The 19,677-nt window shown below is 69.4% G+C and carries 15 protein-coding genes; 7 read left to right on the top strand and 8 right to left on the bottom strand.

The genetic code is table 11. The features are described 5' to 3' along the window. Positions 1-77: 77 nt before the first annotated feature. Entirely contained in the window at positions 78-1,265 is a 1,188-nt protein-coding gene (locus E1181_RS07210; RefSeq protein ID WP_235876570.1) for a PucR family transcriptional regulator, read from the top strand. Positions 1,266-1,267: 2 nt separating this feature from the next. Here the strand turns inward: E1181_RS07210 and E1181_RS07205 are convergent, their stop codons facing one another. Continuing rightward, a complete protein-coding gene (locus tag E1181_RS07205; RefSeq protein WP_235876567.1) occupies positions 1,268-3,496 on the bottom strand; it encodes a GH92 family glycosyl hydrolase in 2,229 nt (742 codons plus the stop codon). Between the two features lie 450 nt (positions 3,497-3,946). Here E1181_RS07205 and E1181_RS07200 point away from each other — a divergent pair, with 450 nt between their 5' ends. From E1181_RS07200 to E1181_RS07185, 4 genes are read left to right on the top strand one after another with little or no spacing between them, the layout of a single operon-like run. Next, positions 3,947-6,220 carry a sensor histidine kinase gene (locus E1181_RS07200; protein WP_165944539.1) on the top strand — a complete coding sequence of 758 codons (2,274 nt, stop codon included), beginning with the start codon at positions 3,947-3,949 and terminating at the stop codon, positions 6,218-6,220. Between the two features lie 5 nt (positions 6,221-6,225). Next, complete coding sequence (locus tag E1181_RS07195; RefSeq protein WP_132673162.1) at positions 6,226-6,648, top strand: roadblock/LC7 domain-containing protein; 423 nt, start codon at positions 6,226-6,228, stop codon at positions 6,646-6,648. A 3-nt stretch (positions 6,649-6,651) separates the two neighbouring features. Then, positions 6,652-7,026, top strand: a complete 375-nt coding sequence (locus E1181_RS07190; RefSeq protein WP_132673161.1) for a DUF742 domain-containing protein — start codon at positions 6,652-6,654, stop codon at positions 7,024-7,026. Further along, on the top strand, positions 7,010-7,603 hold the full coding sequence (locus tag E1181_RS07185) for a GTP-binding protein (protein WP_235876564.1): 594 nt from the start codon (positions 7,010-7,012) through the stop codon (positions 7,601-7,603). Before E1181_RS07190 ends, E1181_RS07185 begins: the two co-directional genes overlap by 17 nt. On the opposite strand, the gene E1181_RS07180 is transcribed toward E1181_RS07185, so the two are convergent. Next, positions 7,557-8,996 carry a flavin-containing monooxygenase gene (locus E1181_RS07180; protein WP_132673159.1) on the bottom strand — a complete coding sequence of 480 codons (1,440 nt, stop codon included), beginning with the start codon at positions 8,994-8,996 and terminating at the stop codon, positions 7,557-7,559. The two genes, E1181_RS07185 and E1181_RS07180, sit on opposite strands and share 47 nt — an antisense overlap. Here E1181_RS07180 and E1181_RS07175 point away from each other — a divergent pair. Then, complete coding sequence (locus tag E1181_RS07175; RefSeq protein ID WP_328590856.1) at positions 8,917-10,254, top strand: tryptophan dimethylallyltransferase family protein; 1,338 nt, start codon at positions 8,917-8,919, stop codon at positions 10,252-10,254. The two genes, E1181_RS07180 and E1181_RS07175, sit on opposite strands and share 80 nt — an antisense overlap. 91 nt (positions 10,255-10,345) lie before the next feature. Then, positions 10,346-11,638 carry an aspartate aminotransferase family protein gene (locus tag E1181_RS07170; RefSeq protein WP_132673158.1) on the top strand — a complete coding sequence of 431 codons (1,293 nt, stop codon included), beginning with the start codon at positions 10,346-10,348 and terminating at the stop codon, positions 11,636-11,638. A gap of 175 nt (positions 11,639-11,813) precedes the next feature. Here E1181_RS07170 and arfA read toward each other — a convergent pair whose 3' ends face one another. The 6 genes from arfA to E1181_RS07140 all read right to left on the bottom strand — a co-directional run bounded on the left by arfA (position 11,814) and on the right by E1181_RS07140 (position 19,511). Next, positions 11,814-13,328, bottom strand: coding sequence for an arabinosylfuranosidase ArfA (gene arfA, locus E1181_RS07165; RefSeq protein WP_132673157.1), 1,515 nt, complete (start codon positions 13,326-13,328; stop codon positions 11,814-11,816). 15 nt (positions 13,329-13,343) lie between these two features. Then, positions 13,344-14,174, bottom strand: coding sequence for a carbohydrate ABC transporter permease (locus E1181_RS07160; RefSeq protein WP_132673156.1), 831 nt, complete (start codon positions 14,172-14,174; stop codon positions 13,344-13,346). Continuing rightward, positions 14,171-15,049 (bottom strand): carbohydrate ABC transporter permease, encoded by an 879-nt coding sequence (locus tag E1181_RS07155; RefSeq protein ID WP_235876552.1) that lies wholly within the window; start codon positions 15,047-15,049, stop codon positions 14,171-14,173. The genes E1181_RS07160 and E1181_RS07155 overlap by 4 nt, the downstream gene beginning before the upstream one ends. A gap of 11 nt (positions 15,050-15,060) precedes the next feature. Continuing rightward, positions 15,061-16,341, bottom strand: a complete 1,281-nt coding sequence (locus tag E1181_RS07150; RefSeq protein ID WP_235876549.1) for an extracellular solute-binding protein — start codon at positions 16,339-16,341, stop codon at positions 15,061-15,063. Positions 16,342-16,435: 94 nt separating this feature from the next. Further along, positions 16,436-17,467, bottom strand: coding sequence for a glycoside hydrolase family 43 protein (locus E1181_RS07145; protein ID WP_132673153.1), 1,032 nt, complete (start codon positions 17,465-17,467; stop codon positions 16,436-16,438). Between the two features lie 58 nt (positions 17,468-17,525). Beyond that, positions 17,526-19,511 carry an alpha-L-arabinofuranosidase C-terminal domain-containing protein gene (locus E1181_RS07140; RefSeq protein ID WP_132673152.1) on the bottom strand — a complete coding sequence of 662 codons (1,986 nt, stop codon included), beginning with the start codon at positions 19,509-19,511 and terminating at the stop codon, positions 17,526-17,528. Between the last annotated feature and the right edge of the window lie 166 nt (positions 19,512-19,677).

The following is a 19,677-nucleotide window of genomic DNA, read 5'->3' as shown; positions in this document are numbered from 1 at the left end:
CCACAAACGGGGCCTTTTCGGGCATAGTGCCTGCCGTGACTCGATCGTGGCCCTGTCCGTCCGCTCGGGTTCGGGAGTTGATCCGGCTCGGCGCGGAGACGGCGCTGAAACCGCCCGCGCGCTGGGCGGATGAGCTGCACGCCGCGGTGCTCGCCACCGACCGCACGCAGGCCATCGCGGCCGATCCGGTGCTGGCCGACGGGCTGCGGCAGACCAACGTCGACAACGTCGTGCACTGGGCCGCGGCCAACGTGCAGGACCCCGGCTGCCGCGTCCCACCGCACCTCGGCAGGCAGGCGCTCGACACCGCGCGGGACCTGGTCCGCCGCGGGCTCGACGCCCACGCCCTCGACACCTACCGGGCCGGGCAGAACGTCGCCTGGCGGTACTGGATGGAGATCTGCTTCTCGCTGACCTCCGACCCCGACGAGCTGCGGGAACTCCTCGACGTCACGGCGCTGTCGATCTCGACCTACGTCAACGACACCATCGCCTGCATCAGCGAGCGGATGCAGGCGGAGCTCGACACCCTCATCCGCGGCACCAACGCCGACCGCCGCGCCGCGGTCGCGCTCATCCTCGAAGGTTCGCCGATCAGCGCGCGCAGGGCCGAGCTCAAGCTCGGGTACGGCCTGACCGGGCCGCACACGGCCGCCGTGGTGTGGAGCACCGCCCACGTCGGCCTGGAGGAGCTGGAGAGCGCGGCGGAGGAGCTGGTGTGCCTCACCGGTGCGCGCCGCAGGCTGACCGTGGTGGCCACCGCAGGAACCCTGTGGGTCTGGCTGCCGGTGGCGACCACCGCGGGCATCGAGGAGCTGTCCGAGCACCTCGGCTCCCACCCGCACGTGCGGGTCTCGATCGGCAGACCGGGGCGGGAGGTGGACGGCTTCCGCCGCAGCCACCTCGACGCGCTGACCGCGCAGCGGATGCTGGCGAGGCTCAGCTCCCGTCGTCAGGTGGCCCGCTACGAGGACGTCCAGCTGGTGGCCCTGATGACGGCCGATCCCGCCCACGCCGACGAGTTCGTCGCCGAAGCGCTCGGCGCTCTTCGGGACGCCGACCCCGAGGTGCGCCAGGTGGTGCGGACCTACATCCGCGAGCAGTGCAACGCCTCCCGCACCGCCGAACGCCTCTACACCCACCGCAACACCGTGCTGCGGCGCCTGGCGCGCGCCGACGAGCTGCTGCCGCGTCCGCTGGCCGAAGACGTGATCGGGGTCGGCGCCGCGCTGGAAGTGCTGCGCTGGCGCGGCGCCGACGCCTGACCTCAGCTCCCGACGTCGTAGGACGGCGGTGCGTCCTGCGGGGCGCTGCCCCACGCGGGATCGGGCTGGTCGCTGAGGGTGAAGTCGAGCGTGCCGCCCGCCGCGACGAAGTCCTCGCCCACCCACGGCTTGGTGCTGTCGGTGCCGTTGACCTTCAGGTTCCGCACGTACGCGGTGCCCTCGGAGGCCTCCGGCGCGTTGACGGTGATGCTCGTGCCGTTGCCGCGGTCGATGGTCACCGAGGAGAAGATCGGGCTGGCCAGCACCAGTTCCGACCTGCCCGGGACCTGCGGGTACATGCCGATCGAGGCCCACACCGACCACGACGACATCTGCCCGAGGTCGTCGTTGCCGACCTCACCGTCCGGTGTGGACTTGAACAGCGAGGTCAACGCCCGCCGCACGACGTCCTGGGTCTTGTCCGGCCGGCCCGCGTAGGCGTAGGCCCACGGGGTGTTCAGCGACGGCTCGTTGCCCAGGTAGGCGTAGGGCTTGTCGGGGCCGCCGTTGAGCTCGGTGAAGAACTCGTCCAACCGCGACACCACCTGCTCGTCGCCGCCCATCAGGTCGAACAGCGCCCGGTGGTTGAACGGCACCATCCAGGTGTACTGGGCGCCGTTGCCCTCGGTGTACTCCTCGGTCTGCACAGGATCGAACGACGGCCACGAGCCGTCGGCGTTGCGCGGCTGGAGGTAGGAGTTGGCGGGGTTGAACAGGTTCTTGAACTTCTGCGCCTGGGCCAGGAAGTGGTCGTGCACCTCGGTCTCACCGAGTCGCGCGGCGAACTGCGACACGGCGAAGTCGGCGCTGTTGTACTCCAGCGTCGTGGCCGCCGACCCCCACACGTCCGGCACGCCCGGCGGGATGTGGCCGAGCGAGTCGTACTCCTCGTGGCCGGGCCGCTCGTCGGTGTTGGTGGCGCCTTCCCGCATCTCCCGCAGCGCGGCCGCGGTGTCGAAATCCGTGGCGCCGAAGGCGTGAGCGCTGGCCACCATGATCGGCAGCGGATCGCCGACCATCACCCCGGTGCCGCCGTTGGCGACCGTCCAGCGGTCGAAGTAGCCGCCCTGCGCGGACTGGTTCACCGCCGACTGCGCGATGTCGGAGACGACGTCCGGGGCGATCAGCGCCACCAGCGGCAGCTGCGAGCGGTAGACGTCCCACCCGGAGTAGTTGGCGTACTGGGCGTGTCCCTCGGCGGCGGTGTGCACCTGGCCGTCGAAACCCGCGTACTGGCCGTTGACGTCGCTGAAGACGTTCGGGTGCAGCAGGGAGTGGTAGAGGCCGGTGTAGAGCCGCCGCCGGTCCTCGTCGCTGCCGCCGCCGACGTCGATGCGCCCGAGCATGCCGTTCCACGCCGCGCGGGCTCCGTCGCGGACCTCGTCGAAACCGCGCCCGCTCTGCTCGGTTTCGGCGTTGGCCCTGGCGTTGTCCGCGCTGACGAACGAGATCCCGACCCGCGCCACGACCTGCGGGGACTGGGCGGTGTCGAACTTGACGAACGCCTGGCCGCCGTTGACCTCGTGGGCGGTGAAGTCGCGGTCGAAGGTCGCGTGGAAGTACACGCGGTAGGTGTTGTCGGAACCGCAGAAGCCGCCGCTGTCGCTGTGACCGCTGATGGTGTTCGGTCCGACCTGCACGGAACCGCTCGCGTCGTTGAACGCCTTCGCCGCGTCCACCGACAGCGCCGCCTGCTGCCCCTGCGGGTAGGTGAACCTCGCGATGCCGGAGCGCTGGATCGCCGAGAGCTCGGTCCGCAGCCCGTTGTCGAAGGTGACGTCGTAGGAACCGGGGGAGGCCGACTCGTTGTCGTGCGAGAAGGAGTAGTCGCTCACCGGGGAGTCGCCGAGGACCGGCATGAACGGGACGTTGCCGAAGTCCCCGCACCCGGCCCCGGAGAGGTGGGTGAGGCTGAACCCGCGAATCCGGTTGTCGTCGTAGGAGTAGCCGCCGTGCTGGTAGGTCGCGGTGTCCGGGCTGAACTGCATCATCCCGAACGGCGCCACCGCTCCCGGGAAGGTGTTGCCCGCTCCGCCGCCGTGCCCGAAGTCCGGCCCACCGGGCTTGGTTCCGACGAACGGGTTGACGTGCTGGGCCGGATCGTCGATCCGGTCTTGCGCCTCGGCGGCGGGGGCGATGGCGAGCGCGGTGGCCGCGGCGACCGCGAGGGCCGCGAGCCGGCTGGGAACGTTGGAGCGTCGAACGGTCTTGACGTCGTGCTGGCGTCGCAAGGAAGACCTCCCGATTGACAACGTTGTCTAGACCAGGATCTTCCCAACGTAGCGATCAGCCCGAGGCCGTGCAATATCGGGCGAAAATGACAATCGGACAAGCGTGGGGGAATCTGCGGACGCGCGAATGACCGCCGCAGTCCCGCGCTCCGAGAAGATCCGTGCGGTGATCGAAAGAAGAACGTAACCGAAATTCAGTGCTGCTGTTCATTTCGGATGAACGCGAAGACCTCTTCGGATCACTGATCAACCGCGAAAACCGTGCTGGTACTGTCCCGGCCAAGCGCGGATGATCACGGAACTGGGAGTGCGGCGCGCCCGCTCGCATCGGTGACATCGCCCAATGTCGGGGAATTCCAGCGGAGCTCGTGCTTCGCGCAATTCGCGCCGAGGCCGCCGGGGGGCGGGGGCCTGTCTCGTGGAGAGCACAACCGAAGGAGCGCGGTCGACGTGAAGTTAACCAGGGACAGAACGCGCGAACCGGACAGGACGAGTCTCCGGCGGCGGATCAGGAACATTCTGATCGCCATCGTCGCGCTGTTCTTCGTGGTCGTGCTCGCCGGTTTCGCGCCCGCGTTCGTCGACGCGTTCATCGTCCGCGCGGTCGCCGTCACCGTGCAGGACACCTCGATCCCGGCCGTGCGGACCTTCGCCGCCGTGCAGTCCGAACGCCAGCTGGTCGCCCGCGCCTTCGACGGGGACGCCACCCCCGACACCCTCGGCCAGCGCTACGCCGCCACCGACCAGGCCATCGCCGAGCTCTCCGGCAAGCTCACCGAGCTGTCCGGGAACTCCGCGACGCCGCCGGACCTCAAGGTCAAGATCGACGACGTCAACACCTTGATCGGGCGGCTTCCGAAGTCCCGTCCCGACTTCCCGCTTGACCCGACCCGCAAGCGCGAGACCCTCCAGCGCTACAACGAGGTCCTCGACGCCGGAGCCGACCTCTTCGACGGGCAGGCCCGCGCCGTCGAGGACGCCAAGGCCGGCCAGGCAGGCATCACCGCCACCGAGTTCTTCCGCGCCGGTGACCAGATGGCGCAGACCGCGCTGCTGGCGTCCCGGGGTGTGGTCACCCGGCTGCAGCCCGACGAGCAGGTCAACTTCGCGGTCCTGGTCGGCTCCTACCACGACGAGCTCGAAGAGCAGATCTCCAACGCCTCACCGCTGGTCAAGCAGCGCTACGAGGAGCTCACCCGCTCCCAGAGCTGGAAGCAGCTGCAGGTCGTCGAGCAGGAGCTGATCGCCCACGGCCAGGTGCGGGGCGTGACGATCCAGCAGTGGCACCAGATCAGCGACCAGGTCGGCGGGCAGCTCACCGAGATCGCCGTCGAGCAGGCCCGCTACGGCGCCGAACTCGGCCTCAACAACGGCAGCGCCGCGCTGCTGCGCACCGCTCTGTTCGCCGGCCTCGTGCTCGTCGCCACCGCCGGTGCCGCCCTGCTGCTGTGGTGGTTCGCCGGACGTCACCTGGTCTCCCTGGTGCCGCAGCGACTGGTCGAACTGCGCGACGCCGTGCGCAAGATCGCCGACGAGGACGTCCCCGAGCTGTTCCGCAGGGTGGAGCGCGGCGAGGACGTCGACGCCACCGCATCGCTGCGCTCGCTGGACTTCGGCAAGGACGAGATCGGTGAGGTGGCGGACGCTTTCGCCGACGCCTACCAGGTCGCCGTGCAGGAGCGCATCAAGCAGAAGCGGACGAGCGACGCGTTCACCCGCGTCGTGGTCGGCATGGCCGCGCGAGTCCAGCAGATCGTGCAGAGCGCCATGCAGATCGTCGACACCGAGGAGCGCGAAGCCGGTGAGGCCGCGCCGCGGTACCGCGCGCTGCTCGTCCTCGACAGCCTCCTGCTGCGGGCCCGCCGACTGGCGGAGAACCTGCGGTTGCTGTCGGGAAACCGGCTCGCCCGCTACCACCGCGGTCCGACGCCGATGGAGGTCATCCTCGAATCGGCGCGAGCCGAGATCGAGCACTACGGCCGCATCCACACCCGCAAGCCGGGCGCGGTGGCCGTCGACGGCCAGGCCGCGCCGTACCTGATCCGCGCGCTCGCCGAGCTGATGGACAACGCCGCCAACTACAGCTCCCCGCAGGGCAAGGCCCGGGTCTGGACCGAGGAGCGCAGCGGATCGCTGGTGGTCATCATCGAGGACCGCGGTCTGGGCATGCCGGCCGAGAAGCTCGGCGAGGCCAACGCGATCCTGGGCACCGAGGCCGACTTCGCGCTCGGCAGCGTGCAGCGCCACATGCAGCTCGGCCTGCCGGTGGTCTCCCGGATCACCCAGCAGTGGAACATCGAGGTCACCCTGGCCGCGGGCGAGTCCGGCGGCATCCGCGCCGAGGTGTCCATCCCGTCCGACCTCCTGCGCGAGACGGAGATCGAAAGGTCCGCCCCGGTAGGCGTTTCCAGCGCGCGTGGCACGCTCAGCGGAGCGACCGCGCTGCTGGCCGACCCCGCCGAGACCCGCACCCAGACGCGACCGGAACCGCCGAGGCCGCGCGCCGAGCCCGTCGAGCAGGAGCCGCTGGAGACCTCGTCGGTGGGCCTCCCGGTGCGGCGCAGGGGCGCCTCGGCGGTCGGCCGGGCCCTCGACGAGGAGAAGAAGGCCCAGTCCGGTTCCGCCAACGACAACACCGGAACCCGGCGCAGCCCGGGCGGCGGCGGGGCCATGGGCTTCGTGTCCGGACGCCAGAACCACAGCAGCGACACAGGTGAGGGGTGAACACAATGAGCGATGGCCGGGATGACTTGAGTTGGGTGCTGACCGACTTCGCACAGCGCGTCGCGGACGTGGACTGCGTCGTGCTGTGGTCGTCGGACGGATTCCCCCGCGGGGCCTCCGAAGGTGTGTCCGAGGAGCAGGCGGAAGACCTCGCCGCGATGTCGGCGTCGGCGTTCAGCTCGTCGAAGCGGGTCAGCGTCATCGGTGGGGGCGGTGATCTGAGCAAGACGGTCATCGAGGGCGCGAACCGGTTCGTGATCCTCGCGCTGGCAGCCGAGCGCACCGGGATCACCGTGGTCGTCGACACCGCCGCCGACCCGCTGATCGTCAACGTCGAGCTGGACCGGTTGCTCGCGCAGGTCGGCGAGCACCTGGTGACCGAGGGCCGCGGCGGTTCCGCCGGCCCGCTGACCGGGACGAGGCCGTAACCCATGTCCGATCAGCAGAACGTCCACGCAGAGGACCCCGTCGCGGGTGTCCGGCCCTTCGTCGTGGCCGGTGCCCCGGAGAAGTCCGACCTGGACCTGGACCTGGCGACCCAGGTGGTCGCCAAGCCCGGTGGCGAGGGGTACCGAGACCTGTCGATGAGCGACAGCGCCGCGCTGGAGCTGGCGAAGAACCCGGTCGCGATAGCGGAGGTGGCGGGGAGCCTGGGCACCCCGGTGCTGACCGCCCGCGCCCTGGTGGGTGCGCTGCTCCGCCGGGGAGTCCTCACCCTCGACGGTGAGAGCAACCCGGAAGAAGCCGTTTCCGATGCCACACTGGAATACCTACAGGGGGTTCTGGACAGTGTTAAACAGCTTTGAGCGGCCGCCGGTCAAGCTCGTCATCGCCGGTGGATACGGTTGCGGCAAAACGACACTGATCAAGAGCGTGGCGGACCCGGACCGGTACGTGCGGCTCACCGACGAGCCGATCACCGACGCCAGCGCCTCGGTGGACGCGCTCACGGGTGTTCCGGAGAAGACGACCACGACGGTCAGCATCGACTTCGGCCGGATCAACCTCAGCAACGGCACGCCGCTGTTCCTGTTCGGAATGCCCGGCCAGTCCCGCTTCTGGTCGGTGTGGGACGACCACACCCACGGCGCGTTCGGCGCCGTGGTCGTGGCCGACACCCGCCGGCTGGACGACTGCTTCTCCAGCCTGGACTTCTACGAGGACCGCAACATCCCCTACGTGGTCGCGGTCAACGAGTTCGACGGCACGAAGCGCTACCAGCCCGAGGACATCGCCAACGCGCTGCAGATCGACACCGCCAAGGTCCCGGTGATCAACTTCGACGCCCGGCAGCGCGCCGACGTCAAGGACGTCCTGGCCCGGCTGCTGGAGCACGTCATGACGCAGATGGCCACTCAGCAGACCGTCGGCGCAGGTCAGTGACCCGGTTGTTCGGGTGAGCGTCAGCCGCCGGGCGGTCCGCGCCCCGGCGGCGCTCCCGCTTGAGCCCCCGGACGTAGCTGCCGACGTCGACGTTGAGGGCGTCCTCCGGGCGCTGCGCGCCGTAGCGCTTGGCGATCCGGTCGAGGTGGCCGCGCACTTCCGCGGCCATCTCGTCGCGCCCGGGGAGCCTGGCCTCGCCGCTGATGAGATCGCTGATCCACTCCGCCTGCAGTTCGGCGAGCCGGGTCAGCGCCCCCACCGGGCGCAGGAATCCCGCGAAGTAGAGCCCCTCGTGGCCCAGCGGCACGATTCGCTGGAACAGCGAGAGCCGGCCGTCGCCGTCGAAGACGACCTCGTCGGGCAGCGGCAGTGACATGTCGTAGCCGGTGCAGAGGACGACCGCGTCGGCCTCTTCGGTGCTGCCGTCGGTGAAGGCGACCTCGTCGGACGTGAACTCCCGGATGCCCGGTTTGACGGCGATCTCGCCGTGCGAGAGCCGGCTGAGCAGTTCGTCCGAGATGGTGATCGGCGCGTCCATCACCCGGTGGTCGGGTTCCGGCAGGCCGTAGTCGGCGATGCGCCCGCGCGAGAGGTACAGCAGCACCTCGATGAGCTTGCGCTGCACCCGGAACGGCAGGAACGACCACCATCGGCTGGCGGCGATCTCGTCGATCGGCAGTCCCATCAGGGTTTTCGGCACCACGTGCGCGCCCCGCCGGATCGACAGGACCGTGCGGGCCGCGACGCGGGAGAGCTCGACGGCGATGTCGCAGGCGGAGTTCCCGAATCCCACGACCGTGACCTTCTTGCCGCGGAACGGTTCTGGGTCGGTGTAGTCGGCGGAGTGCAGCTGCATGCCCCGGAACACCTCCGAACCGGTGATCGCCGGGTCGGGAAGTCGTGGCGCGGAGTGATAACCCGAGGCCATCACGACCTCCCGGAAGTGCCGCGTCCGCGTGTTCCCCCCGCTGCGGCTGGTGACCAGCCATCCGCCGCCGGGCGCCGGTTCCACCTGGTGGACGTGGGTGCCGAACTCGATGCGGCCGGTCAGGCCGTGCTCGTCGGCGAAGCGCTCCAGGTAGGAGGCGACCTGGTCGTGGCGCGGGTAGCGCGGGAAGTCCTCGGGCACGGGGAATCCGGTGAACCCGGTGACCTTGCTGGAGGTGTTGAGGTGCAGGGACCCGTAGGCCGGGTGGGAGCTCTGCCAACCGGCAGGGCTGAAGTTCCACACGCCGCCCACGGCGTCATCGCGTTCCAGGCCGACGAAGTCGATTCCGCGGCGATGCAGCGAACGCATCATAGCCAATCCGGAAATGCCGGCGCCGATCACGCACACATCACGGGTATCAACCTGGGGAGTTGTCTTCTTTCCACGACCGTCCACAGTGCCCATCGAACCCTCTCCGCGTGGAGACCCATTCCCAATTCGTCGTCTGGATGAGATCGTGTTGATGTTGCTGACAGGCGCCATGCCGCGATCAAGAGTAACCGCGATGCGGAAGGTCGGGGTAGTGCCAAGTTCACGAGCGGGATCGTCGTCCGTTCGCCGGTGGGGAGTCTTTCCCACGCACGGCGTGTCATTCACACAGTTCCTGACCAGCCAGTACCGAACCGTTGCCGAACATCTCGGGTTCTCGCCCTCCGATGTGGAGACCCTCGTCACAGAACTCAGCGTTGCGTTGAGCCCCTGGGGCGATCACCCGATCGGATCTTGTCCGGAGGTTCCCTCTTTTGTTTCGGCGGACGGTTTTCCGGCCGAAATGTCCATCAGCTGGCGAGACCGGCAACCCGAGCTCCGGATCCTCTTCGAATCCCTCGGGGAGGACGCGACACCTGCGGGTTGTCAGCGCGCCGGGCGCGCGCTCACCGAGCGGCTGGCCGATCGGCCGGGCGTCGACCTCAGCCGCTACCACCGTGTGGAAGACCTCTTCGTCAGCGACGATCCGCGGGTGAACCGTCCCACCATCTGGCATTCGCTGGCCTGGCGCCCGGGCGAATCCACGCGGTACAAGGCGTACTTCAACCCGCAGGCGGACAGCACGGATCCGGTCGACGTCCAGGACAGGATGACCGAGGCGATGGGACGACTCGGATTGGAGCGCCCGTGGGGCTGGGTCCGAATGTGGATGCCGGAGATGATGGACCGGGGAAATGAAGTTGAATTCGCGGCTCTCGATTTGACCAATTCGGATAGGGCGCGGGTGAAGGTCTATTTCCGGATCACCAGTCGCGCGTGGGAGGACCTGAATTCGGTGGCCGCTCTCGCCGCCGGGCACGATTCGGAGCGGGCGGCCCGGGTGTGGCGGTCGCTGTATCACGGTCAGGACAAGGCCGAGGGCGAGGAACCGATGGTCTGCCTCGCTTTTCGCCGCGGTTCGGCGCGACCGGAGGAAGCCAACCTGTACTTCCGATTACCGGAGAACGCGGTGTCCGATGAGGACGCCGCGGAGCGCACTGCCGTCCTCATGAGACAGGAAGGCCTCGACCCGAGGCCCTACCTGTCGGCGATCAACGCTCTCGCACCCCAGCACCCGTCGACCACTACCGGCCTCCAGGACCTCCTGGCGTTCCGCACGACGTCCCCGGACGAGCCCGCCGACATCGGCATGTACCTGCGCTTCTCCGTCTACGACCGTCCCGTCGAACCCTGATCCCGACGAGGAGGTGGTGGCGCTTCCCGAGGGAACCGCCACCCCCTCCCAGGGGCTCCCGCTCATGGGTGTGAGCACGTAGCTTCGGGGCATGGACGACCTCGCCACACGTGATCTGATCCGCTACTCCGGGCACGGTGCTTTCAGCCCCGGGATCATCGAGCGCGCCGAGGGCGCCTCGGTCTTCACCGAGGACGGGCGCGAGCTGCTCGACTTCACCTCCGGGCAGATGAGCGCGATCCTCGGGCACTCCCACCCGGAGATCGTCAGCACCGTCCGGGACCAGGCCGCCAAGCTCGACCACCTCTACAGCGGGATGCTCAGCCGGCCGGTCATCGACCTGGCCCGGCGCCTCGCCGAGACCCTGCCGGAACCGCTGGACAAGGCCATGTTCCTGACCACCGGCGCGGAGTCCAACGAGGCCGCGCTGCGGATGGCCAAGCTCGTCACCGGCAAGCACGAGGTCGTCTCCTTCGCCCGCTCCTGGCACGGCATGACCCTGGCCGCCGCCAACGCCACCTACAGCGCGGGTCGGGTCGGGTACGGCCCAGCGGCTCCGGGCAACTTCGCGCTGCCCGTGCCCGACTCCTTCCACCCCGACATCGTCGACGCGGACGGCGCGCTCGACTGGCGGCGCCAGCTGGACCTCGGCTTCGACCTGATCGACGCGCAGTCGGTCGGCAGCCTCGCGGCCTGCATCGTCGAGCCCATCCTGAGCTCCGGCGGCGTCGTCGACCTGCCGCCCGGCTACCTGGCCGCGCTGCGGGACAAGTGCCGCGAGCGCGGGATGCTGCTGATCCTCGACGAGGCGCAGACCGGCCTGTGCCGCACCGGTGCCTGGTACGCCTTCGAGCGCGACGGCGTAGTGCCGGACATCCTCACCCTGTCCAAGACCCTCGGCGCGGGGCTGCCGCTGGCCGCGGTGCTCACCAGCGCCGACATCGAGCAGCAGGCCCACGACCGCGGATTCCTGTTCTTCACCACCCACGTCAACGACCCGCTCCCGGCCGCCGTCGGCAACACCGTCCTGGACGTGCTCACCCGCGACCGCCTCGACCTGCGGGCCCGCGAGCTGGGGGAGCGGCTGTCCGGTGGCCTCCGCGAGCTGGCCGGGAAGCACCCGGTGATCGGCGACGTCCGGGGCCGGGGGCTGCTCCTCGGCCTGGAGCTCACCGCCGGAGAAGACGGCGGCGACGTCGACGAGCTCGGTGCCGCGGTCACTCGTCGCTGCACCGAGCTCGGACTGCACATGAACATCGTCCAGCTGCCCGGCATGGGCGGCACGTTCCGCATCGCACCACCGCTCACCGCGACCGAGGCCGAGATCGACCGCGGCCTGTCGATCCTCGACGACGCCCTCACCGACGTGACCCGGCAGCTCTAGGGGCTCGTTCGTGGCGGTGCGGGTGGCGGAACCTGACACGTCTTCTGGCTCCGGTCCACTGCACGGCGCTACGGCTGTCCTCGCCAGAAGACGTGTCAGAACCCGCGGCGGTGCGGGGCTGAGTCCCACCTGAAACAGCGGCACAGCCGCGCTCTGATGCGGGAAGGGCCCGATCTCAGCGTTGCAGCCGCAGGACGTTCCAGGACAGCGGTGGCAGGGTCGCGGTGAGGGTGCCGCCCTCCACCACGGCACCGTCGAGCCTCCGGGGTCGCACCCGGTCGGGTTCGGCGGCGGTGTTGCGGGAGTGGCGGTCGGGATCGGCGAGGACACGGTGCTCCAGGACCCGCGTGCTGCCCGCCCCGCGGACGTCGGCGACCAGCTCCAGCGGCCGGTCGGTAGCGCGGTTGACCGCGAACACGGTGACGGTGTCCTCGTCCTCCTGCACCGCCGTGGCGTGCAGCAGGTCGACCTCGCCGTACTGGGCGGTGTCGTGCTTGGTCGAGTGCGGCTCGACGCGCAGCACGCGGCCACGTCCGTGCCGGGCGGCGTCGGCGAACGGGAAGAACGTCGTCTGCCGCCACGCCGGCCCACCCGGCTCGGTCATGATTGGCGCGATCACGTTGACCAGTTGAGCCAGGCACGCCGCCGTGACCCGGTCGCAGTGCCGCAGCAACGTCACCAGCAGGCTGCCCACCACGACCGCGTCGGTGAGCGTGTAGTTGTCCTCCAGCAGCCGCGGCGCCACCTCCCACTCCGGCTCGGTGGCGGGATCGCGCAGGCCCCGGTACCAGACGTTCCACTCGTCGAAGGAGAGCTCCAGCCGTTTGGTGCTGCGCACCTTGGCTCGCACGTGGTCGCAGGTGGCCACCACCGAGTCGATGAAGTGCTCCATGTCCTGCGCTGAGGCGAGGAAGCTGTCGACGTCCCCGCCGGACTCCTCGTAGTAGGCGTGGCAGGAGATGTGGTCGACGTGCTCGTAGGTGTGCTCCAGCACGGTGCTCTCCCACGCGGCGAACGTCGGCATGGCCGAGTTCGAGCTGCCGCAGGCCACGAGATCCACCCCGGGGTCGACCATGCGCATCACCCGTGCCGTCTCGGCGGCGATCCGGCCGTACTCCTCGGCGGTCTTGTGCCCCATCTGCCACGGGCCGTCGAGCTCGTTGCCCAGGCACCAGAAACCGATCCGGTGCGGCTCGTCGTGGCCGTGCGAGCGCCGCAGGTCCGACCACGCGGTGCCGCCCGGGTGGTTGCAGTACTCCAGCAGCTCGCGGGCCTCCTGCGGCCCGCGCGTGCCCAGGTTCAGCGCCATCATCGGTTCCACCCCGGCGACCTCGACGAACCGCATGAACTCGTTGAGCCCGAACTCGTTGGTCTCCACGGAGCACCACGCCGGATCCAGCCTCCTCGGCCGCTCGGTCAACGGCCCGACGCCGTCCTCCCACCGGTAGCCGGACACGAAGTTGCCGCCGGGATAGCGCACCAGCGTCACCCCGAGCTCGCGCACGAGGTCCAGCACGTCCTGCCGCAGCCCGTCCTCTCGCGCCGCGGGATGCCCCGGTTCGTGGATGCCGGTGTAGACGCACCGGCCCAAGTGCTCGACGAACGAGCCGAACAACCGCGGGTTGACCTCACCGACCTGGAAGGCCGGGTCGATCGTCAAGCTCGCACGCGCGCTCTCGCCGTGGGTCATGGTCTGGTCCCCTCCCTATCGTCCCGCCAAACCGGTGTGCGCGACGCCGCGCACGATGTGGCGCTGGAACAGCACGAACAGCAGCAACAGCGGCAACCCGGCGATGACCACGGTCGCCATCACCTCGGCGTAGCGGACGCCGTAACTGCCCTGGACCGTCGCCAGCCCGACCGGCAGGGTCATCGAACCCGGATCGGCGGTGACGATGAACGGCCACAGGAAGTTGTTCCACGTCGTGATGAACGTGAAGATCGCGACGGCCGCCAGCACCGGTCGGGACAGCGGCATGACGATGCGCCAGTAGATCCGCCAGCGGCTCGCGCCGTCGACGATCGCGGCCTCTTCCAGCTCGCGCGGAACGCCGTCGAAGAACACCTTGAGGATGTAGACCATCGCGGGCAGCACCACCTGCGGGAGGATGACACCCCACGGCGTGTCCACCATGCCGAGGAACACCATCTCGTGGAACAGCGGGACGATCAGCACTTCGGTGGGCACCAGCACTCCCGCGACGACGAACCCGAGGAGCGCCTTGCGGCCGCGGAAATCCGTTCGGGAGAACCCGTAGGCGGCCATGCTGGAGAGCAGCACCACCAGCACCGTCACCATGCCGGCGGTGAAAACGCTGTTGAACAGCCAGATCCAGATGTCGTCCGTCGTCAGCACGCTGCGGTAGGCCTCGAGCGTGAACTCGCTGGGCAGCCAGCGCAGCGGTACCTCGGTCGTCTCGGACTCCGGCTTCAGCGACGTCAGCAGGGTCCACGCGAACGGCAGCGACCACAGCGCCGCCAGCGCCACCGTCACGACGCCCAGAACGGCCGTGCCCCAGGGGAATCGCGCGATCATGGTCGGTCTCCTCCCGCCCGGCGGCGTTGGATGCTGAAGTGCGCGAGCGTGAACAGCAGGATCGCCGCGAAGAACACGTAGGACACCGCCGAGGCGTATCCCGTGCGGTAGTTGGTGAACCCGGACTCGTAGACGTACTGCAGGATCGGCCTCGTGCTGTGCTGCGGACCGCCGTTGGTGATCAGGTAGAACTGGTCGAAGACCTTCAGCGAGGCCAGGACCTGCAACACCGCGATCAGTCCGGTGGTCGGCCGCAGCAGCGGCAGCGTGATGTGCCAGAGCTGGCGCCACCCGCCCGCGCCGTCCAGCGACGACGCCTCGTAGAGGTCGTGCGGAATCGCTTGCAGCGCGGCCAGGTACAGCAGGAAGTTGAAGCCGACGGTCCACCACACCGTCGCCACGACCACGCCGAGCATCGCCGCGACCGGGTGCGAGAGCCACCCCATCGGCCCGATCCCGAGCCAGGACAGCAGCGAGTCGGCCAGCCCGAACTCGGGCTGGTACATCCACACGAAGATGAGCGCGATCGCCGAGGACGGCAGCACGTAGGGCGCGAAGAACGCCAGCCGCCACAACCAGCGCGCGGGGGCGAGGTGGTGGGTGAGCAGCGCCATTACCAGCCCGACCAGGATCAGCGGGGGAGTGCTGGCGGCCGTGAAACCGACGGTGACGCCGAAGGACCGCCACATCGCAGGATCGGTGAGCGCCTCGGCGAAGTTCGCCAGCCCCACGAAGTCGGTGCTCGCACCGGTCAACCCGGCGTCGGTGAGGCTCGCGAGGAGCCCCATTCCGAGAGGGAGCACCAGGAACAGCAGGTAGGCGGCCAGGAACGGCGTCACGAACGCGAAACCCGAGCCGGCTCTGCGCGTGGACATGCGACCTCCGATCATGCCGTGGGGTTGGGTGTGGCGAGCAGGTCCTCGATGACGTGCCGGATCTGGGCCACCGCCCGGTCGATCCGCAGCCGGCCGTCCATCGCCGGTCCCAGCACGGCGTTGAGCTCCGTCCACAGCCGCGAGCCGGAACCGGCGAACCACACGTCGGGGTCGAGCTGGACGTCGTCGATCACCGAGCGGTACTCCGACTGCGGGTGCATCCGCGCGTAGGCGTCGCTGTTGGTCACCGGCAGGTACGCCGGGATGTGCCCGCCTTCAGCCCACCTCGTGCTGTCGCGCAGCAGGGTGGCGATGAAGTCGTAGACGAGCAGGTGGTCGCGGTCGGTCCGGTCCCGGTGCGGCAGCACGAAGGCGTGCGAATCCGCCTCGGCGAGCGGTGGGCCGAAGATCCCTGGGAAGCGGGTCATGCCGAAGTTCATCTCCGCCGTGAGGAAGGTCTGCACCTCCCACTCGCCGTACCAGAAGAACCCCGCCCGGCCGCTGCTGAACAGCGCGATCGCCCCGTCGGCGTCCATCTCACCGGCGGCCAGGCCCTCCTCGTGCAGGCCTTGGACGAATCCGAGCACGTCGGAGACCTTGCGCTCGTCCAGCGCGGACCGGGTGCCCTCCGGGGTGAGCAGCTCGCCGCCGGCCTGCCGGTAGAGGCTCCAGAACAGGCGCCACGGGCCCACGCCGTCACCGGTGGTCTCCAGTAGCAGCCCGGTGGACCCGGTCACGCGCTTGACCGCGCGTAGCGCTTCCCGGACATCGTCGCGGCCGGTGAGGGTGCGCAGACGGCCCTGGTCGTCGAGCAGCCCGGCCGCTCGGCAGACGTCGGTGTTGTAGTACTGGACGAACGGGTGCGTGTCGAGCGGGATCGCGAAGAGCCGCCCGCCGTGCGCCGAGCGCCGCCACAGGCCCGGCGGGAAGTGCTCGGGCCCGATCCCGGCCTGCCGCAGCAGGTCCGGGCGCATCTCGTCGATGAGCCCGCCCGGGGCGAACGCGGGCAGCCGTCCCAGGTGCAGGATGGCGATGTCGGGTGCGCGTTCGGCGGCGCCGGCCATCGCGAGCTTGGTGTAGTAGCGGTCGCCCCACTCCAGGGTCACGTCCTCCAGCGCGACCCCGGGATGCGTGGTGCGGTAGCCGTCGAGCATCGTCTTCATCGTCTCGCCGTCACCGCCGCTGAAGAGGTTCCAGTACCGCAGCGAGTCACCGCCCCGCGCGAAACCGCACCCGCCCGCCAGCCCCGCGCAGCCCAAAGCCGCTGCGCCGAGCAGGGTTCTTCGGCTCACTCCGCGTCCGCTCACCAATTCGACCTCCGTGACACCGTTGTCCGGTTTACCGACGTGCGGGAACGATCTCGTTCGGGGAAGCTCGGCGACGAGCTCAGGGCGAATCCGCTACGGGGACGCCGAAATCCGGCGTCCCCTCCGGTGTCCACCCGAAGGGCTGGGCCCGGGTGTGCCGATTGGGGTCGAACAGCGGGTCGCCCTCGATCTCCTCGTACGGACGCGCGTGGTAGACCAGCACGTCGGTGCGGCCGTCCTCGGCCACCGTGAAGCTGTTGTGCCCGGGACCGTACTGGCCGGTGGCGTCGTTGCTGGTGAACACCGGTCCCGGGGACTTCGTCCAGGACGCCGGGTCGAGCAGGTCGCCGTCGGCGCGGGCGGTCAGCAGTCCCAGGCAGTAGTTGCTGTCGGTGGCGCTGGCGGAGTAGGTCATGAACACCCGGCCGTTGCGCTGGATGACCGCCGGTGCCTCGTTGACCGCGTAACCCCGCGTCTCCCACTCCAGCGTGGGTGAGGACAACCGGACCGGTTGGCCCTCGATGCTCCAGGGACTGCTCATCCTGGCGATGTAGAGGTTGCTGTTGTTGTCGATCCCGGGTTCCCGCTGCGCCCACACCAGGTAGCGGGCTCCACCGAGGGCGAACGTCGAGGCGTCCAGCGAGAAGGTGTCCCACGCCGTGACGATCCGCCCCTTCTCGCACCAGGTTCCGGCGAACGGATCGGGATCGTCGTTCTCCAGCACGTACATCCGGATGTCGAAGGGGTTCTCCGAACGCCCGGCGGCGAAGTAGACGTACCACCGGCCGTCGATGTGGTGCATCTCCGGAGCCCAGATGTGCCCGCCCATCTCCCCGGTCTCGTGCCGCCGCCACAGCTCGACTTCTGGGGCGGTGGTCAAGTCGCGCAGCGCGCGGGCCCGGCGCAGGACGATCCTGTCGTACTCCGGGACCGTGGCCGTGAAGTAGTAGAAGCCGTCGGCGTGCCGCGTGATGTGCGGATCGGCGCGCTGCCGGGCCAGCGGGTTCGGGTAGTGCGGCGCCGCCGACGCCGAACCCGGCAGCGCCAGCGCCGCACCGGCGGCCGCCACGCCGGCGAGCGCGCCGCGACGGGAGATCACAGGACCGCTCATCGTTGTGCTCCTGGTGAGAGGCGGCGCCGCGTGGTTGCTCCCGCGCGACGCCGGGCGATCAGGGCTGGGTGGGACGAATCCGCAGGAACGTGACGGAGTTCGGCGGGAACGTGTAGGTGAAGGTGGCGGCGGCGCCGTCGAAGGTCGCCTCGACCGGCCGGATCGGTTGTGAGTCAGGCGTGTTCACCGCCGCCGGATCGCCCCGCAGCGTGGTCACCCGCGCGGCCGGGGCCACCTCGCGTCCCAGCTCGACGGTGGTCGGGGCGGGCGCGGACTGGGCGTTGACCACCTTGACGATGAGTTCGCCGGTGGCGTCGTCACGGGTCACGACCTGGCGGAACACCGGCGATTCGGTCGCCGCGCTCGGCAGCACGCGGTCACCGACGTTGTTCATGAACAGCTTCTGGGTTTCGTAACTGGTCGACCCCCACGACCGGTGGTTGTCGAACCAGATCATGTCCGGACGCCACTGCACGTAGTCCTCGTTCGCCAGCAGGGGCGCGTAGGACGCCATCTCGACCACATCGGCGTTGCGTTCCAACCCGGTCATGTAGGCGGCTTCGGCGAGCGAGTTGCCCCAGCGGTCGTCCTTGGAGGCGTACTCGCCGAGGAAGACCTTCGGGCCGTTGCGGTCGTACGTGTCGTAGCGGTGGTTGTTGTCCAGGAACCACTGCGGGTCGTTGTAGTAGTGCTCGTCGACCATGTCGACGGCGTGCTGCCGGTTGAGCTCCCACGCCCGCTCGAACGTCGGCCCGCTGTCGTCGGGCCCGGAGTTGCTGATCACGGTCATCTCGGGGTGGTGGGCCTTGATCGCATCGCGGAACTCGGTGAACCGGGCCATGAACTCGTCCGGCAGGTTCTCCTCGTTGCCCACCCCGATGTGGGTGAGGCCGAACGGCTCCGGGTGGCCCATCTCCGCGCGCTTGGCGCCCCAAGCCGAGGTGGCCGGGCCGTTGGCGAACTCGATGAGGTCGAGGGTGTCCTGGACGTGGCGTCGCAGCAGCTCGGGGTCATCGGTGGCCTGGTTCTCGCCGCACCCGGTGACCAGCGCCGGCACCACCGGGAGCGGCATCGCCCCGATGTCCTCGGCGAACTGGAAGTACTCGAAGTAGCCGAGCCCGTAGGACTGGTTGTAGCCCCAGAAGTTGGCGTTGGTGGCGCGCTGCTCGACCGGGCCGACGGTGTCCTTCCACTGGTAGGACCTGCGGCGCGGCCAGTCCGGCGCCTCGTACGCCTCGTGACTGCCGGTGTTGACCAGGCAGCCTCCGGGGAAGCGCAGGAAACCGGGCTTCAGCGCGGCGATCTTCTCGGCCAGGTCCCGGCGCATCCCGTTCGGGCGCCCCTTGAACGTGTCCTCGGGGAACAGCGACACCTCGTCCAGCCCGAGGGTTCCGGTATCACCTGCGGCCGCCTCCAGGCGCGCGGTCGTGCTCGCAGCGGTCGCGGTCAGCACTCCCGAGTACTTCGCCCAGCCGTCGCCTCGGACGGTGAGCTCCAGCGGCTCGGCGAGCGCTTTCCCAGACGGGTCGCGAAGAGTCGCGGTCAGCGGAGTGCCGGCCTCCTGGTCGGTGCGAGCCCAGGCGGAGAAGGCGTAGCGAGCGCCCTCCTCGACAGCGATTCCGGTGTTGTAGCCGGTGTTGGTGACGCCGAACCGCGCCTGCGGATCGCCGTGGGCGTCCGACTGGAGCCTCAGGTAGCGGCGGTTGCGCTCGTTGAGCCGGCCGTCGTCGTCGACCACCTCCGCGGTCCCCGTCGCCCCGCCCGACGCAGTGGGTTCCCACGAGGTCAGCGGGACGTAGTCGTCGTTGTCGGCCGGGTCGTACTCGAACGACCGGTTCTGCACCAGCTCGGCGTAGAGACCGCCGTCGGCGGCGCGGTTGATGTCCTCGTAGAAGACCCCGTACATCGTGTCGTCGACGATCGGCCCGGTGGCGTCGGGGGAAACGGTCAGCGTGTAGGCGGAGTCCTGCGCGCTCGCCGCGTGCGGGGCGATCAGGGCGGTCGCGAGCAGGACGCCCACGGCGGGAACGGCTCTCGGTCGCATTCTCGACCTGCGCGACGGACGGGGGAGATCTCTCGCCATCTTCGCTCCTCGGCTCAGCGTTCGGTTCGCGACGCGCACATCTCCGGGATTGAATGTTCGGTATTTCGGACAACGTCCGGGTGGAGCCGCAGAACAAGTTAGAGGCTGGATCGTGATCCGGTCAATA

Origin of the sequence: Saccharopolyspora terrae (genome assembly GCF_004348435.1) — a bacterium.
Lineage (GTDB): Bacteria > Actinomycetota > Actinomycetes > Mycobacteriales > Pseudonocardiaceae > Saccharopolyspora > Saccharopolyspora endophytica.
The sequence above is the reverse complement of the archived record's forward strand: the minus strand, read 5'-3'. Positions and strand labels throughout refer to the sequence as shown.